The sequence below is a fragment of the Pseudomonas sp. 31 R 17 genome (assembly GCF_900004915.1).
GTDB lineage: Bacteria > Pseudomonadota > Gammaproteobacteria > Pseudomonadales > Pseudomonadaceae > Aquipseudomonas > Aquipseudomonas orientalis_A.
In genome coordinates this window covers 90809-106104 of the sequence record NZ_CVTN01000078.1, presented here as the reverse complement: position 1 = coordinate 106104, position 15296 = coordinate 90809, and the positions used below count along the sequence as shown (strand labels likewise).

Genomic DNA, 15296 nt, shown 5'->3' with positions numbered 1-15296 from the left:
TCACACAATGCCGGTGGCGTAGAAAGTACCGATCACCACGAACACCGCGAGGGTCTTGATGATCGTGATGCCGAAAATGTCCTTGTAGGCTTCGCGGTGAGTCAGCCCGGTCACCGCCAGCAGCGTGATCACCGCGCCGTTGTGGGGCAGAGTGTCCATGCCGCCGCTGGCCATGGCCGCGACCCGGTGCAGCACTTCAAGGGGGATATTGGCCGCATGGGCCGCTGAAATAAACCTCTCGGACATGGCCGCCAGGGCGATGCTCATGCCGCCGGACGCGGAGCCGGTAATCCCCGCCAGCAAGGTCACGGTAATAGCTTCGTTGACCAGCGGGTTGGGAATGCCCTTGAGCCAGTCCGCCAGCACCAGAAAGCCCGGCAACGACGCGATCACCGCACCAAAGCCGTATTCCGAGGCGGTGTTCATGGCGGCGAGCAGCGCGCCGCTGACCGCACTTTTACTGCCTTCGGCCAGCTTGCTCTTGATCGCCGAGAAGCCGAACACCAGCACCACGATAATCCCCACCAGCAACGCCGCCTGCACTGCCCAGATCGCCGTGAGCTTGGCGATGTCGGTGGTCACCGGGGTGCTCATGCCGGGCAGGCTGAGGCTGTGGGTCTTGCCGTACCACTGCGGGATCCAGTGGGTGAACAGCAGGTTCATCACTCCCACCAGAATCAGCGGCGACAGCGCGACCCAGGGGTTGCGCAGGGTCAGGTTTTCGGCGGTTTCAGGCTCGTTGCGCAACTCGGTGCCATAGCCTTCACCCGCGCGCTGGGCCTTGTTGCGCTGGCGTGCCAGGTACAGCATGCCGGCGCAGAACACGAAGATCGTGCCGATCAGCCCGAGCCACGGCGCCGCCCAGGCGGTGGTGTTGAAGAAGGTGCTGGGGATAATGTTCTGGATCTGCGGCGTGCCGGGCAGGGCGTCCATGGTGAACGAAAACGCACCGAGGGCGATGGTGGCCGGGATCAGGCGCTTGGGGATATTGCTTTGGCGGAACATCTCCGCCGCAAACGGGTACACCGCAAACACCACCACGAACAGCGACACACCGCCGTAGGTGAGCAGGGCGCAGACCAGCACGATCACCAGCATCGCCTGGCGCGTACCGAGCACACGAATGGCGGCGGCGACAATCGAGCGCGAAAAGCCCGACAGCTCGATCAGCTTGCCGAATACCGCGCCGAGCAGGAACACCGGGAAATACAGTTTGATAAAGCCGACCATCTTTTCCATGAACACCCCGGTAAAGGCCGGGGCGACAGCGGACGGGTCGGTGAGCAGCACCGCGCCGAGGGCGGCGATTGGGGCAAACAGGATGACGCTGTAGCCACGGTAGGCAGCCAGCATCAGCAGCGCCAGGGCTGCCAGGGCAATGATCACACTCATGGTGTGTCTCCATCGGATTGTTATTGTTGTGGGGTGGGGCTTTGGGGGAGGTATAGCGAGATGTGTGCCAAGTATTTAACGTGTTGAAATACAAGGTTATTTGTTGTCTTTTTCGTCAAGTTCTTCAGGTCATATCTCAATCTGGAGACAAACACAGCTCAAATGTGGGAGGGGGCTTGCCCCCGATGGCGGTGTATCAGGTGTATTTGCTCAAGCTGACACACTGCTATCGGGGGCAAGCCCCCTCCCACATTGGATTGTCTTTATATTGAGAGTAGTGTCTCTCTATGGAGACTGAGTTAGCCCAAGGGCGATCATTTTCTTGTACAGCGTCGACCGCCCCAGCCCCAACCGCTTGGCGGCCTCCACCACGTTCCCCGCGCACGCCTGCAAGGCCTCACCGATCAACTGTCGATCGAACCGCGCCCGCGCCGCCGCAAATGTCTCGCCCTCAACTGTGGCCACCGCACCGCCTGCCACCGGGCTGAACGTACCAATCGCCGTACGAATCTCGCCGGCGCTCAACACCAGGTCATCACTCAACAACGCCGCCCGCTCGAGCACATTGCGCAGCTCGCGGATATTGCCCGGCCAGGCGTGCCGGGCCAACAGTGTCAGCGCTTCAGGGCTCAACTCGTGGCGGCTGCGCAGTTCTTCCAGAATCGCCTCGCTCAGCGCGGGGATGTCCTCCAGCCGTTCACGCAACGGCGGCACCTGGATCGGCAGTACATTGAGGCGGTAATACAGGTCTGCGCGGAATTCGCCGCGTTTGATCGCCGCCTCCAGGTCCATGGAGGTGGCGGCAATCACCCGCACATCGCTGTGCAACATCTCGTTGGAACCCACCGGTTCGAATTCCTTTTCCTGCAGCACCCGCAATAACTTGCTTTGCAGGGGCATCGGCATATCGCCGATCTCATCCAGAAACAGCGTGCCACCCTGGGCGATCTGGAACTTGCCCGGCCGGCCCTTGCGGTCGGCGCCGGTAAACGCACCCGGCGCGGTGCCGAAAAACTCGGCTTCGAGCAGGTCATGGGGAATCGCCGCGCTGTTGATGCTGACGAACGCTTTATGGGCGCGAGGCGACACGCCGTGTATGGCCTGGGCGAGCAGTTCCTTGCCGGTGCCGGTTTCGCCCAGCAGCAGCACCGGCGACTCGGCGCTCGCACTGCGCCGCGCGCGGCGCTTGACGTCAAGGCTGGCGGCGCTGGTGCCGATAAAGTGCGCGAAGTTGTATTTGCTTTGCCGCGAGCGCAACAGCGAACGGGTGGACGCCAACTCCTGCTGCAGGCTCAGGTAGCGCTCGATCAGCGGCGACAGGTTGCGCAGTTCATCGAACAACGCAAACCCGATCGCACCGATCACCGCGCCGGCTTCGTCGTGGATCGGCAGGCGCATCACCACCAGCGGGCCCTTGGGTGTGTCCTGGATATCCAGCAGGATCGGCCGGTCATTGCGCACCACCTGGCGCAGCAGGCTATTGGAGATCACCTGCTCGCAGGGTTGGCCGATGGCCTGCTCGGCGCTCTGCAGGCCGAAACGCCTGGCGTAGCGTTCGTTCATCCAGACGATATTCGCGTCGCGGTCGACAATCACCGTGCCTTCGCTGGACTGCTCGATGATCTCGAACAGCGACTGGATGGCCAGGCCGCGAACCTGTTGGTAATCCTTGAGGCTGGTACTCATGGGTACGGGATCCTGTAGGAGCGAGCTTGCTCGCGAAGGTCGTCAACGATAATGCGGCGCTCCTGGAGGAATCTGGAGCATTCAATTTCTTCGCGAGCAAGCTCGCTCCTACAGGGGGATGTGGGCTGCGGCCAGCAATTCTTTGGTGTAGGGGTGTTGCGGCGACTCAAAGACATCATGACTGGCGCCGCGCTCCACCACCTTGCCGTCCTTGACCACGATCATATCGTGGGCCATCGCACGCACCACCGCCAGGTCATGGCTGATGAACAGGTAAGTCAGGCCGTATTTCTCCTGCAGTTCGCGCAGCAAGGCCACCACTTGTTTTTGCACCGTACGGTCCAGCGCCGAGGTGGGTTCATCCAGCAGCATCAGCGCCGGCTTGAGCACCAGCGCACGCGCAATGGCGATACGTTGCCGCTGGCCGCCGGAAAACTCATGGGGGTAACGATGGCGGCTGGCGGGGTCCAGGCCTACATCCTTGAGCACCTGAATCACCTGCGCTTCGCGCGCGTCGAGGCTGCACGGGGCATGCACTTCCAGGCCTTCGCTGATGATCTGCTGTACCGACATGCGTGGGCTGAGGCTGCCATAGGGGTCCTGGAACACCACCTGCATCTGCTTGCGCCACGGCCGCATCTGCTGATGGTTGAGCGGGTCGAGGGCCTGGCCCTGGAAGCGGATGCTGCCGCTGGAGTCCAGCAAGCGCAGAATCGCCTGGCCGAGTGTGGACTTGCCCGAGCCGGACTCGCCGACAATCCCCAGGGTCTTGCCCCGTTGCACGCTCAGGCTGATGCCGTCCACCGCGCGCAGGTAGGTCCTGGGCCGAAACAACCCGCCGCCGAGGCGAAACTGCACGGTCAGGTCATCGACCTGCAAGACCGTTTCGCGCTCATCACTGCACAACACATCGCCGGACGGTTCGGCGTCCAGCAGCAGGCGGCTGTAAGGATGTTGAGGCGACGTGAACAGCGTCTGGCAATCGGCCTGCTCGACGATCTCCCCGGCGCGCATCACGCACACCCGCTGGGCAATGCTGCGCACCAGATTGAGGTCATGGCTGATCAGCAGCAGTGACATGCCCAGGCGTTGCTGCAGGGACTTGAGCAACAGCAGGATCTTGCGCTGCACGGTCACGTCCAGCGCGGTGGTGGGTTCGTCGGCAATCAGCAGTTCCGGCTCGCAGGCCAGGGCCATGGCGATCATCACCCGCTGGCGCTGGCCGCCGGAGAGTTGATGGGGATAGGCCTTGAGTCGCTCGCGGGGTTTCTGGATGCCCACCAGCTCGAGCAGCTCGAGAATGCGCGCCTGCGCCGCCTTGCCGCCCAGGCCCTTGTGCAGCAGCAGGGTCTCGCCGATCTGCTTTTCGACCGTATGCAGCGGGTTCAGCGAGGTCATCGGCTCCTGGAAGATCATGGCAATGCGGTTGCCGCGCAGCTTTTGCAGGGCCGCAGGTGACGCGCCCATCAGCTCCTGGCCGCGGTACTTCACCGAGCCTGTGCTGTGCGAGCCGGCTTCGGGCAGCAATTGCAGGATCGAATGGGCGGTCACGGATTTGCCCGAGCCCGACTCGCCCACCAGCGCCAGGCATTCGCCTGGGCGTACGTCCAGGCTCACCTTGCGCACCACGGTCTGGTCGCCGAACGCCACGCTCAGGTCACGGATTTCAATCAGGTTCATACGCGATCACTCATGAGCGAGGGTCGAAGGCATCACGCAACGCCTCGCCGATAAATACCAGCAGCGACAGGATCAGCGCCAGGGTGAAAAATGCCGTCAGACCCAGCCACGGCGCTTGCAGGTTCTGCTTGCCCTGGGCGATCAACTCACCCAGCGAAGCACTGCCGGCCGGCATGCCGAAGCCGAGGAAGTCCAGGGCGCTCAAGGTCGAAATCGCCCCGGTCAGGATGAATGGCAGGTAGCTCAAGGTCGCGGTCATGGCATTGGGCAGGATATGCCGGGCGATGATCTTGCCGTCGCCCAGGCCCAGGGCGCGTGCGGCCTTGACGTATTCCAGGTTGCGCCCGCGCAGGAACTCGGCGCGCACCACGTCCACCAGGGCCAGCCAGGAAAACAGCGCCATGATCCCCAGCAGCCACCAGAAATTCGGCTCGACGAACCCCGACAGGATAATCAGCAGGTACAGCACCGGCAGGCCCGACCACACTTCCAGGATGCGTTGGCCGAGCAAGTCCACCCAGCCGCCGTAGTAACCCTGCAACGCGCCGGCGGCGATGCCGATGGCCGCGCTGATCGCGGTCAATGCCAGGGCAAACAGGATCGACACGCGCGCGCCGAAGATGACCCGCGCCAGCACGTCCCGCGACTGGTCATCGGTGCCCAGCCAGTTCACCGTCGACGGCGGGCTGGGGGCAGGGCGGGTCAATTCGTAGTTGGGGGTGTCGTCGCTGAAGGGGATGGGGGGAAACAGCATCCAGCCGCCGTCCTGCTTTATCAGCTTTTGCACGTAGTCACTGCGGTAGTCGGCCTGGAACGGCAATTGGCCGCCGAACTGCTGCTCGGTGTAGCGCTTGAGCACGGGGAAATACAGCTCGTTCTTGAAGCTGAGCACCAGGGGCTTGTCATTGGCGATCAACTCGCCGCCCAGCGTCAGGATGAACAGGCCGATGAATAGCCACAGCGACCACCAGCCGCGACGGTTCCTCTTGAATCGCTCGAAACGCCGGCGCGCCACGGGAGACAGATTGAGCATCAGGCGTTCCTCGCGGCAAAGTCGATACGCGGGTCCACCAGGGTGTAGCAGAGGTCGCCGATGAGTTTTATCAAGAGGCCGAACAGGGTAAAGATAAACAGCGAACCAAACACCACCGGGTAATCCCGCGACACCGCTGCCTCATAGCTCATGCGGCCCAGGCCATCGAGGGAAAAGATCACCTCGATCAGCAGCGAGCCTGCGAAGAACACGCTGATGAACGCCTGGGGAATCCCGGAAATCACCAACAGCATTGCGTTGCGAAACACATGGCCGTAGAGCACGCGACGTTCGCTCAAACCCTTGGCGCGCGCGGTCACCACGTACTGCCGGGTGATTTCGTTGAGAAACGAGTTCTTGGTGAGGATGGTCAGGGTGGCGAACCCGCCGATCACCAGCGCCGTGACCGGCAATACCAGGTGCCAGAAGTAGTCGGCGATCTTGCCCACGGTGCTCAGCTCTTCGAAATTCTCCGACACCAGACCGCGCACCGGGAACCAGTTCAGCGAAGTGCCGCCGGCAAACACCACGATCAGGAACATCGCGAACAGGAACGCCGGCATGGCATAGCCGATCACGATGGCGGTGCTGCTCCATACATCAAAGCTGCTGCCATGGCGCACCGCCTTGCGTATGCCCAGGGGGATCGACACCAGGTAAGTAATCAAGGTGGCCCACAGGCCGAGGGAAATAGTCACGGGCATCTTTTCCAGGATCAGGTCGATCACCGTTGCGCCGCGAAAGAAGCTGTTGCCGAAGTCCAGTCGGGCGTAGCTCTTGAGCATCAGCCACAGGCGTTCCGGCGCAGGCTTGTCGAAGCCGTACTGCCGTTCGATGTCCTTGATCAGTTTCGGGTCCAGGCCGCGGCTGGCTCGCGAGCCGCTGATGCCTTCCCCGGCAGCGCCTGCGACACCGCCCCCGCCGATGCCTTGCAGGTGGGCAATGGCTTGTTCGACCGGACCGCCCGGCGCGGCCTGCACGATCACGAAATTCACCAGCAGGATGATCACCAGGGTCGGGATGATCAGCAGCAGGCGCCGCACGATATAGGCAAACATCAGCGCGCGCCCCCGCGTTTTTCCAGCTTGGCGCGCATCTGCTCGTTTGTCAGCGGCGTTGGGCTGACTTCCCACCAGGTTTCCAGGGCTTCATCGTTTTTCGCCTCGATGGCCGGGCGGCCGAAGCGGTTCCACCATGCGGCAGAGGTGCCGGGCGGGTAGTAGTTGGGAATCCACAGGTAGTTCCATTGCAGCACCCGGTCCAGCGCATGGGCGTAGGTGAGCATCTGCGCCTGGGTGTCGGCCTTGACCAGGCCCTTGACCAGGCTGTCGACGGCCGGGTCCTGCAGCACCATATAGTTATTGGCGCCCGGATCGAACGCGGCGGCGGAACCGAGGAAATTGTACAGCTCCATGCCCGGTGATGCCGTGACCGGAAAGCCGGTGACAATCATGTCGTAATCCCGTGCCATCAGGCGGTTGACGTATTGGGAGGAGTCGATGCGGCGGATATTCAAGGTAATACCGATTTGCGCCAGGTTGCGCTTGTACGGCAGCAGCAGACGTTCCACACCCGCCTGGGCATTGAGGAAGGTAAATTCCAGCGGCTCGCCCTCGGCATTGACCAGCCTGTCGCCGTCTGGCTTCCAGCCTGCCTGCTCCAGCAGCGCCAGGGCCTGCAGCTGTTTCTCGCGGATCACGCCGCTGCCATCGGTGACAGGCGCCTTGAACACCTGGGTAAACACTTCGTCGGGAATCTGCCCGCGCAGGGGTTCAAGGATCGCCAGTTCTTCCCGGCTGGGTAACTGGGTAGCGGCAAGCGGGCTGTTGGAGAAAAAGCTCTGCTGGCGGATGTACAGGTTGCGCATCATCTGCCGGTTGGCCCATTCGAAATCCCATAGCATGGCCAGGGCCTGACGCACGCGGCGGTCCTTGAACATCGGCTTTTGCACATTGAACACATAGCCCTGGGCCGGTTGTGGCATCTCCTTGGCCAGGTGCGCGCGCTGCAGGCGACCATCGTCCAGGGCCGGACCGTTGTAGCCGATGGAATAACCGGTGGCGGAAAATTCGCGGTTGAAATCGTAGGCGCCGCCGCGCAAGACCTGGCGCGCCACTTCGGTGTCGCCGAAATACTCCAGGCTCAGGTGATCGAAGTTGTACAGGCCACGGCTGACGGGCAAGTCCTTGCCCCACCAATTCGGGTCGCGGGTAAACGTGATGGTGCTGCCGGAGTCGATCTTGCTGACCTTGTACGGGCCACTGCCCAGAGGCGCTTCATAGCCGCCGCCATTGGCGAAGTCGCGGGTCTTCCACCAATGTTCGGGAAACACCGGCAGGGTGGCGATATCCAGGGGCAGGGTGCGGTTTTCATTGCTGGAAAAATCGAAGCGGACCTGGCGCTCACCTTCGACTTCGACGTGCTTGACGTCGGCGAACAACGTGCGAAAACGCAGGCTGCCTTGGGTCATCAGCAAGTCGAAGCTGTAGCGCACGTCTTCGGCGGTGATCGGTTTGCCGTCGGCAAAGCGTGCCTTGGGGTTGAGGAAAAAACGCAGCGACAGACCGTCATCGGCGCGCTCCATTTTCTCGGCAACCAGGCCGTAGACGGTGTAGGGCTCGTCCAGGGAGCGCTGGGCCAGTGGTGAGTACAGCCAGCCGTCAACCTGGGAAACGCCGATGCCTTTGTCGATATACGGCAACACATGGTCGAAGCGCCCGATCTCGATGGCCGAGCGGCGCAGGGTCCCGCCCTTGGGCGCATCCGGGTTGGCATAGTCGAAATGGCTGAAGCCGTCGGGATATTTGGCCGGCTCGCCGTACACCGTGAGGGACGTTTGTGGCGCCGCGATCACGGCGGTGCCTGTCATGAACAGGACCAGGGTGATGCTGAACAGTTTTGGAAAAGCCAGTCGCATTATCAGCCTTGAGCGCGGATGAACATAAAGGGAGAGCGGTACGTTAACGGCTTAAGCGTCGTCAGTCATCACATGCACAACGGCCCACCAAATGGCGGGCCGTTGTTTACAGCATCAGCACGGACCGATCAGTCCTGGCGGCTGGTGACTTCCAGCAGGTGATAACCGAACTGGGTTTTCACCGGGCCTTGTACGGTATTGACCGGGGCGCTGAAGACCACGCTGTCGAATTCCTTGACCATCTGGCCTGGGCCGAACGAACCCAGGTCACCGCCTTGACGGCTGGACGGGCAGCTGGAGTTGGCTTTGGCGACTTCGGCGAAATCAGCGCCGCCTTCGATCTGGGCCTTGAGTTCGTTGCACTTGTCTTCAGTGGAAACGAGGATGTGGCGGGCGGTGGCTTTGGCCATGGAAAATAACTCCTTAAGTGAAAAACGGTGAGCCTACCGGATTCAGGCGGTTATTTCCCGGCAAAGTTCCACCGGCGTGCCTGACCGGCTGAAGAACGGCCTGGCCTGCGGGTTTCAGGCTAAAACGATGTAGTCGTTCTGCTGGACGATGGGGGCGTGCGGGCCCTTGACCAGATGGATATAGCGGCCGTCCACCAGGTCGATGGGCAGACAATCGTCGATATCCATGACCGCGTCGGTGTGGGCCTGGGACCAGTGGCGCAACAGGTGCTGCTTGCCCTTGCTCATGGCTTCGCGTTTGTCGCGCGCGACCAGCAACAGGTAGTGATGGGCCTCGCCAAAACTGTTGGCCTCATAGCCGCCGAGGTTGATGAAATACAAGTGCGGCGCATCACCGTGGGGCGCCAATTGGCTGAATTGGACCTGCCAGCCGTCGACACCCTCCACCGCCATCCACGAATCGATGTGCACACCCTTGGGGCTGCCAAACCAGGCGTCGCGCAATTGCGGGTAGGTGGCCTGCAGGGTATCCGCCACGGCAAACGCCACATCGTGTACTTCGATCCGGGCCCTGGGGTGCTTGCCCCCGAGCATGACAACAAACAGCATTGCGAGTGATTCCTGGCGATTGATCAAAGGCCAACCATACTGCGATTGAACCCTTTTGTCCGGTCAATGCCACACTGTTAATTCGCCAACTCATCAGGAGGTTGTCATGCGTACTATCGATCTGGCCGGCGTTCCCGTCCCTGTCATTGGCCAGGGCACCTGGCGCATGGGTGAAGACCCGGATCGGCACCGCGCCGAAGTGGGCGCCTTGCAACTGGGCATCGAGGAGGGCCTGACCCTGATCGACACCGCTGAAATGTATGGCGAAGGCGGTGCGGAAAAGGTCGTCGGCGAGGCCATCCGGGGCAGGCGCGACCAGGTATTTTTGGTGAGCAAAGTCTATCCGCACAATGCCAGCCGCACCGGCGTGCCCCGTGCGTGCGAAGCGAGCCTTCAGCGCCTGGGCACCGACTACATAGATCTGTACCTGCTGCACTGGCGCGGCCAGTACCCTCTTGAAGAAACCGTCGAGGCGTTCGAGCGTTTGCGCGAAGCGGGCAAGATCGGCCGTTGGGGTGTTTCCAATTTTGATGTGGCAGACCTGCAGGAACTGGCATCCCCCGTGTGTGCAACCAACCAGGTGCTCTACAACATTGAAGAGCGTGGTATTGAATTCGACCTGCTGCCGTGGTGGCAACAGCACCATTTGCCGCTGATGGCTTACTGTCCTGTTGCCCAGGGCGGTGCGCTGTTGGCCAGCCAGACGCTCAAGGAGATTGCCCGTCGTCATGAGGCCACTCCCGCGCAAGTCGCTCTCGCCTGGGTCTTGCGACAAGACGGCGTAATCGCCATCCCCAAGGCGGTCACTCCCGAACACATACGGCAGAACGCCGCCGCTGTGAAGCTGGTGTTGGACGAGCATGACCTGGACGCGATTGATCGCGTGTTCGGCGCGCCCAAGCGCAAGCATCCGCTGGCGATGGTGTAGTGCCGGCAGGAACGGTGCCTTCCCTGGACCGTTCCCGCCTGCGCCGCGGTTAGCCGGCCACAGGGCTGCGCCAGTCATCCGAGCCGGACGTGCCGGCTACTTCATGGGTCCAGACGATCTTGCGATAGCTGAAATACACGTCCTCCAGGTGGGTGAAATGGGCGTTGTCCGGGTCCTGGCAATAGGGCATGCGCGACTGGATGTCCACAATCGTCGCGCCTTCCAGTTCAACGGTGAAGTAGTGCTCCTGGGTGCCTGCCGAAGAGGTACGAAACCATTCCAGACGGCACGACACTTCTTCCCCCGAGGTCAGTGCACTGAATAGCAGGGGCGAGGACTTGTCGAAGACCTTGCTCACCATCAGCGGTTTATGCACACGCTGGCCGGTTGGCTGGCCCGATTGCGGATCCCGGGGAATGATCACCTGATGCGCGAACGCCTGCACCAGGATCTGATCTTCATGGCCCTCCTGATAAATGTTTCCTACCGAGTCCTGGGTAAATGTACCTGCGGTGATCAAGCCTTGTTTGACACCGGTGATGGAGAGGTACGCGGGTGTTGGCATGACGGGTTTCCTTGTCTGGTTGAGTAGGTACTCCCGAACAGCGAAGTTGCCGGGCGGGTAAATGCCTATAACAAAAAGCGTGCCTGAAAGTGCGTGACTCAATGAAACCAAGGCGATGCGGTTGGGAGGATTTAGTGCAGCAGGAAAATATAGGTTTTTTGCGGTTTTTTTAGTAATTGAAGTTGCACATAAGTGCGCAGCTAATTGCTCACGGTGGTGAATCAATAATTAAGCGCGGTTGCGGATAAATGAAGGATTTTTTCAGCTGATTAAGTGCGCAAATCACTGCGCAGGCCACGATTTCAGGGCGTTGTAGGAAATTCCTTAAGTCCCGCCCTGCGGCTTGCTGGTTGTTTTTAAGGTGGCTAAGGTTTGTTCACTTCGTAGCGTGTTGAACGCGGGGTTAGCGGCACTCTGATCCGTATTTCACGGTATCTGGTTTGCCTATTCAGCCTTATTAGTTGTGTGCGGCCAAAAAATGGTTCATTCAGAAAAGCTTTGCGCTTATTACCAGGAACTTGCACGAACCCCTTGTTCGCCGGGGAATTTCGCCGGCAACGACGTGCGTTTTTCGAGTGAGTTTGAAACCGTGGAAACCGAGGTCGCCAAGACACACTCGATACATGGTGCGAGCCTGCCGGATTGGCAGCAGGTCTGCGAGCTCAGTGAGCGCGTGCTGCGTGAGCAATCCAAGGATCTGCGCGTCGCTGTATGGCTCACCTGGGCGCTGCACCAGCGTGATTCATTTCCCGGGCTGCTGGCCGGTCTCGTCTTGCTGGTTTATCTCTGTGAGCACCACTGGGCACAGGTGCATCCCGCCAAGTCACGCACCCGCGCTGCCGCGTTGGGTTGGCTGGTGGCGCGCCTCGACTCGCTCTTCTCGCACAACCTGTCTCTTGTCGACCAGTTGCCGTTGTTCCGGGCGCTGCATGAACACCTCGTGCGCCTTGATGAGTTGTTGAACGAGCATCTGGGCAGCGACGCCCCGTTGTTGTTGCCGAGCCGGCGTCAACTGGCGGAGCGCCTGGCGCGTGCCACCCAGGGCGGTGAGGAGCCGGCGGGCATCGCGGGTGTCATTGCCCAGGTCAGGCAGGCGAGCACGCAACTGTTCAAGCCTGAATCGCCCATCAACAACGAAAAGGATGCCCACAAAGCGCTGCGCGCCTTACAGGAACAGGCCCGAACGTTATGTAGCTGGTGGTTGCGCCACAATGCCACCGACCTGCGGGCCTTGCGTCTGGGGCGCACCCTGGCCTGGCTGAGCCTCGTCAACTATCCCGATGCCAACAGCGAAGGGGTGACGGCATTGCGCCCGCCGGCTCCCGACAAGCTCAAGCGTTGCCAGGATCGTCTCGGTCATGGCCATCACGCCGAGCTGTTGCTTGAGCTCGAGGCCAGCCTGGCGGGCGCACTGTTCTGGTTTGATGGCCTGCGCATGGTCTGGGAATGCCTTGAAGCCCTGCACGCAAGCCAGGCAATGACTGAGCTGGAAATGAGCTTCGCGCTGTTATTGCAACGTTTGCCGAACCTTCCTGAATTGCGCTTCGACGACGGTACGCCGTTTGCGGCCCCCGCGACCTGTGAGTGGATCACGCTCCACGTGATTCGCCACCTGCACAAACCCGAGCCTTTCACCGCTGTCGCCGATGTCGGCAGCGAACCCTGGGAAGCCGCCTTGCAGGCGGCCATGCCGAGCTTGCGCAAGGAGGGGCTCAAGGCAGCAGTGGGCCTGCTCAAGCAGGGTTTGCAGAGCGCGTGCAGTGACCGCGCGCGCTTTCATTGGCGACTGGCGCTGGCCAGGTTGTGCATACGGGCGGGCAAGCCTGACCTGGGCAGGATTCAACTGGAACAGCTGGACCTCGAATTACAGCGCGCGGGCCTGGACCGCTGGGAGCCGGAACTGGCCCTGCACGTCGGCAGGCTTTTGTATCGCTGCTATGACCTGTTGCCACAAAGCCACGCCGTGCGCGAAAGCAGGGAGGCCACGCACCGCCGGCTGTGCCATTTCGATCTGGCAGCGGTACTCGAATAAAAAATCATCAAAAGGAGTAACACCATGGCCAAAGACGGTTCGGTAGCACCCAAGGAACGTATCAATATCACCTTCAAACCCGCCGTTGGTGGTGCGCAGGAGGAAGTCGAGCTGCCGTTGAAACTGCTGGCGCTGGGGGATTTTTCACAACGCGAAGACCCGCGCAAGCTTGAGGACCGCAAGCCTATCGGCATCGACAGGAACAGCTTCGACGAGGTGTTGGCCAAACAGGCCCTGAACTTGACATTGAGCGTGCCCAATCGCCTGCAGGAAGACGCTGACGTCGACGATCTGGCGATCCAGGTGCGGATCAACTCGATGAAGGATTTCAACCCCGCCAATCTGGTCGAGCAGATACCGCAACTGCAAAAGCTGATGGTGCTGCGAGAGGCATTGGTGGCGCTCAAGGGGCCGCTGGGCAACACCCCGAGCTTTCGCAAAGCCATTGAGCAGGCACTGGCCGATGACGACTCCCGTGCTCGGGTACTGGCCGAGTTGGGGCTGAGCAACGCTGATGCCGAACCTATTCAGTAAAAGGACACTGACACCATGACAACTCCCCAGCATGACCCGCAGCCCCTGCCAAAAACCGCCGACGAGTGCAGCATTCTCGACAACATCATTGCCCAGACGTTACTCAGTGCCGATGACGAGGCGTACAGCATTGCCAAGCGCGGTGTGTCGGCGTTTATCGAGGAACTGGTCAAGCCCCACAACCGCGAAGAACCGGTCAAGAAACGGCTGGTCGACCGGATGATCGCCGAGATCGATGCCAAGCTCAGCCGGCAGATGGACGAGATTCTGCACCACCCGGACTTCCAGGCCCTGGAGGCGGCCTGGCGCGGGCTGCAGCTGCTGGTCGAGCGCACCAACTTTCGTGAGAACATCAAGATAGAGCTGTTGAATGTCTCGCGGCAGGACCTGCTGGACGATTTCGAGGATTCCCCGGAAGTTACCCAGTCGGGGCTCTACAAGCACATCTACAGTGCGGAATACGGCCAGTTTGGCGGACAGCCGGTAGGGGCGATCATCGCCAACTACTTCCTGTCGCCCAGCGCGCCTGATGTAAAACTCATGCAATACGTAGCTGCTGTTGCCGGTATGGCTCACGCCCCGTTCATCGCGGCGGCCGGGCCAGGTTTCTTTGGTCTGGAAAGCTTTACCGGCCTGCCTGACCTCAAGGATCTGCGGGATCATTTCGAAGGCCCTCAGTTTGCCAAGTGGCAGAGTTTTCGCCAGAGCGAAGACGCTCGGTACATCGGCCTCACGGTCCCGCGCTTTTTGCTGCGCACGCCGTACGACCCCCTCGAATGCCCGGTCAAAACCTTTGCCTACCAGGAGACTGTGGTCAACAGCCACGAACACTACCTGTGGGGCAATACGGCCTACGCCTTCGCTACACGCCTGACCGACAGCTTCGCGCGTTTTCGCTGGTGCCCCAACATCATCGGCCCCCAGAGTGGGGGAGCGGTCGACGACCTGCCGTTGCATCACTTCCAGAGCATGGGCGAGATTGAAACCAAGATTCCTACCGAGGTACTGGTTTCGGACCGGCGCGAATATGAGTTGGCGCAGGAAGGGTTCATCGCCCTGACCATGCGCAAGGGCAGTGACAACGCGGCCTTCTTTTCCGCCAGCTCCGTGCAGAAACCCAAGACGTTCGGCATCAGCGAGGAGGGCAAGGCAGCCGAACTGAACTACCGGCTGGGTACCCAGTTGCCTTACATGATGGTGGTCAATCGCCTGGCCCACTACCTCAAGGTTCTGCAGCGTGAACAATTGGGCTCGTGGAAGGAACGGACCGACCTGGAGTTGGAACTCAATAAGTGGATTCGCCAGTACGTGGCGGATCAGGAGAACCCCAGTGCGCAAGTGCGCGGGCGGCGTCCACTGCGCGCAGCGCGCATTGTCGTCAGCGATGTCGAGGGGGACCCGGGCTGGTACCGCGTCAGCTTGAGCGTACGGCCGCATTTCAAGTACATGGGGGCGGACTTCACCTTGTCCCTGGTCGGCAAGCTCGATAAAGAATGAGTCGAAGCCAGGG

General features: G+C 61.1%; 13 protein-coding genes. 4 read left to right on the top strand and 9 right to left on the bottom strand.

Translation table 11 applies throughout. The features are described from left to right. The 8 genes from BFP89_RS21430 to BFP89_RS21395 form a co-directional block, all read right to left on the bottom strand. Nucleotides 1-1392 carry a GntP family permease gene (locus BFP89_RS21430; RefSeq protein WP_065887459.1) on the bottom strand — a complete coding sequence of 464 codons (1392 nt, stop codon included), beginning with the start codon at nt 1390-1392 and terminating at the stop codon, nt 1-3. Between the two features lie 285 nt (nt 1393-1677). Continuing rightward, a complete protein-coding gene (locus BFP89_RS21425; RefSeq protein ID WP_065887458.1) occupies nt 1678-3078 on the bottom strand; it encodes a sigma-54 interaction domain-containing protein in 1401 nt (466 codons plus the stop codon). A 108-nt stretch (nt 3079-3186) separates the two neighbouring features. Beyond that, nucleotides 3187-4758: an ABC transporter ATP-binding protein gene (locus tag BFP89_RS21420; protein ID WP_065887457.1), complete on the bottom strand. Its 1572-nt coding sequence runs from the start codon at nt 4756-4758 to the stop codon at nt 3187-3189. A gap of 10 nt (nt 4759-4768) precedes the next feature. Beyond that, nucleotides 4769-5791, bottom strand: coding sequence for an ABC transporter permease (locus tag BFP89_RS21415; protein ID WP_065887456.1), 1023 nt, complete (start codon nt 5789-5791; stop codon nt 4769-4771). Next, entirely contained in the window at nt 5791-6849 is a 1059-nt protein-coding gene (locus BFP89_RS21410) for a microcin C ABC transporter permease YejB (RefSeq protein WP_065887455.1), read from the bottom strand. The genes BFP89_RS21415 and BFP89_RS21410 overlap by 1 nt, the downstream gene beginning before the upstream one ends. After that, complete coding sequence (locus tag BFP89_RS21405) at nt 6849-8708, bottom strand: extracellular solute-binding protein (protein WP_065887454.1); 1860 nt, start codon at nt 8706-8708, stop codon at nt 6849-6851. The genes BFP89_RS21410 and BFP89_RS21405 overlap by 1 nt, the downstream gene beginning before the upstream one ends. Before the next feature lie 128 nt (nt 8709-8836). Continuing rightward, complete coding sequence (locus tag BFP89_RS21400; RefSeq protein ID WP_065887453.1) at nt 8837-9118, bottom strand: peptidylprolyl isomerase; 282 nt, start codon at nt 9116-9118, stop codon at nt 8837-8839. 114 nt (nt 9119-9232) lie between these two features. Beyond that, the gene (locus BFP89_RS21395) at nt 9233-9727 is read right to left on the bottom strand and encodes a DUF1543 domain-containing protein (protein WP_065887452.1); all 495 of its coding nucleotides are present in this window, start codon (nt 9725-9727) and stop codon (nt 9233-9235) included. Nucleotides 9728-9833: 106 nt separating this feature from the next. Between BFP89_RS21395 and BFP89_RS21390 the strand changes: the two genes are divergently transcribed. Next, the gene (locus tag BFP89_RS21390) at nt 9834-10655 is read left to right on the top strand and encodes an aldo/keto reductase (protein ID WP_065887451.1); all 822 of its coding nucleotides are present in this window, start codon (nt 9834-9836) and stop codon (nt 10653-10655) included. Nucleotides 10656-10704: 49 nt separating this feature from the next. On the opposite strand, the gene BFP89_RS21385 is transcribed toward BFP89_RS21390, so the two are convergent. Continuing rightward, a complete protein-coding gene (locus BFP89_RS21385) occupies nt 10705-11220 on the bottom strand; it encodes an Hcp family type VI secretion system effector (RefSeq protein ID WP_065887450.1) in 516 nt (171 codons plus the stop codon). Between the two features lie 478 nt (nt 11221-11698). Here BFP89_RS21385 and tssA point away from each other — a divergent pair, with 478 nt between their 5' ends. Genes tssA through tssC form a run of 3 tightly spaced genes read left to right on the top strand, consistent with a single transcriptional unit; the run spans nt 11699 to nt 15283 of the window. Further along, the gene (gene tssA, locus BFP89_RS21380) at nt 11699-13252 is read left to right on the top strand and encodes a type VI secretion system protein TssA (protein ID WP_065887449.1); all 1554 of its coding nucleotides are present in this window, start codon (nt 11699-11701) and stop codon (nt 13250-13252) included. A 24-nt stretch (nt 13253-13276) separates the two neighbouring features. Next, a complete protein-coding gene (tssB, locus tag BFP89_RS21375) occupies nt 13277-13786 on the top strand; it encodes a type VI secretion system contractile sheath small subunit (protein ID WP_065887448.1) in 510 nt (169 codons plus the stop codon). A gap of 15 nt (nt 13787-13801) precedes the next feature. Next, complete coding sequence (gene tssC, locus BFP89_RS21370; protein WP_065887447.1) at nt 13802-15283, top strand: type VI secretion system contractile sheath large subunit; 1482 nt, start codon at nt 13802-13804, stop codon at nt 15281-15283. Nucleotides 15284-15296: the final 13 nt, after the last annotated feature.

Bases quoted from the DNA above. Each gene is read 5' to 3' on its own strand.
- tssB (WP_065887448.1), top strand. From the start codon at position 13,277: ATGGCCAAAGACGGTTCGGTAGCACCCAAGGAACGTATCAATATCACC.
- tssC (WP_065887447.1), top strand. From the start codon at position 13,802: ATGACAACTCCCCAGCATGACCCGCAGCCCCTGCCAAAAACCGCCGAC.
- BFP89_RS21420 (WP_065887457.1), bottom strand. From the start codon at position 4,758: ATGAACCTGATTGAAATCCGTGACCTGAGCGTGGCGTTCGGCGACCAG.
- BFP89_RS21425 (WP_065887458.1), bottom strand. From the start codon at position 3,078: ATGAGTACCAGCCTCAAGGATTACCAACAGGTTCGCGGCCTGGCCATC.
- BFP89_RS21410 (WP_065887455.1), bottom strand. From the start codon at position 6,849: ATGTTTGCCTATATCGTGCGGCGCCTGCTGCTGATCATCCCGACCCTG.
- BFP89_RS21385 (WP_065887450.1), bottom strand. From the start codon at position 11,220: ATGCCAACACCCGCGTACCTCTCCATCACCGGTGTCAAACAAGGCTTG.
- BFP89_RS21390 (WP_065887451.1), top strand. From the start codon at position 9,834: ATGCGTACTATCGATCTGGCCGGCGTTCCCGTCCCTGTCATTGGCCAG.
- BFP89_RS21395 (WP_065887452.1), bottom strand. From the start codon at position 9,727: ATGCTGTTTGTTGTCATGCTCGGGGGCAAGCACCCCAGGGCCCGGATC.
- tssA (WP_065887449.1), top strand. From the start codon at position 11,699: ATGGTTCATTCAGAAAAGCTTTGCGCTTATTACCAGGAACTTGCACGA.
- BFP89_RS21405 (WP_065887454.1), bottom strand. From the start codon at position 8,708: ATGCGACTGGCTTTTCCAAAACTGTTCAGCATCACCCTGGTCCTGTTC.
- BFP89_RS21400 (WP_065887453.1), bottom strand. From the start codon at position 9,118: ATGGCCAAAGCCACCGCCCGCCACATCCTCGTTTCCACTGAAGACAAG.
- BFP89_RS21430 (WP_065887459.1), bottom strand. From the start codon at position 1,392: ATGAGTGTGATCATTGCCCTGGCAGCCCTGGCGCTGCTGATGCTGGCT.
- BFP89_RS21415 (WP_065887456.1), bottom strand. From the start codon at position 5,791: ATGCTCAATCTGTCTCCCGTGGCGCGCCGGCGTTTCGAGCGATTCAAG.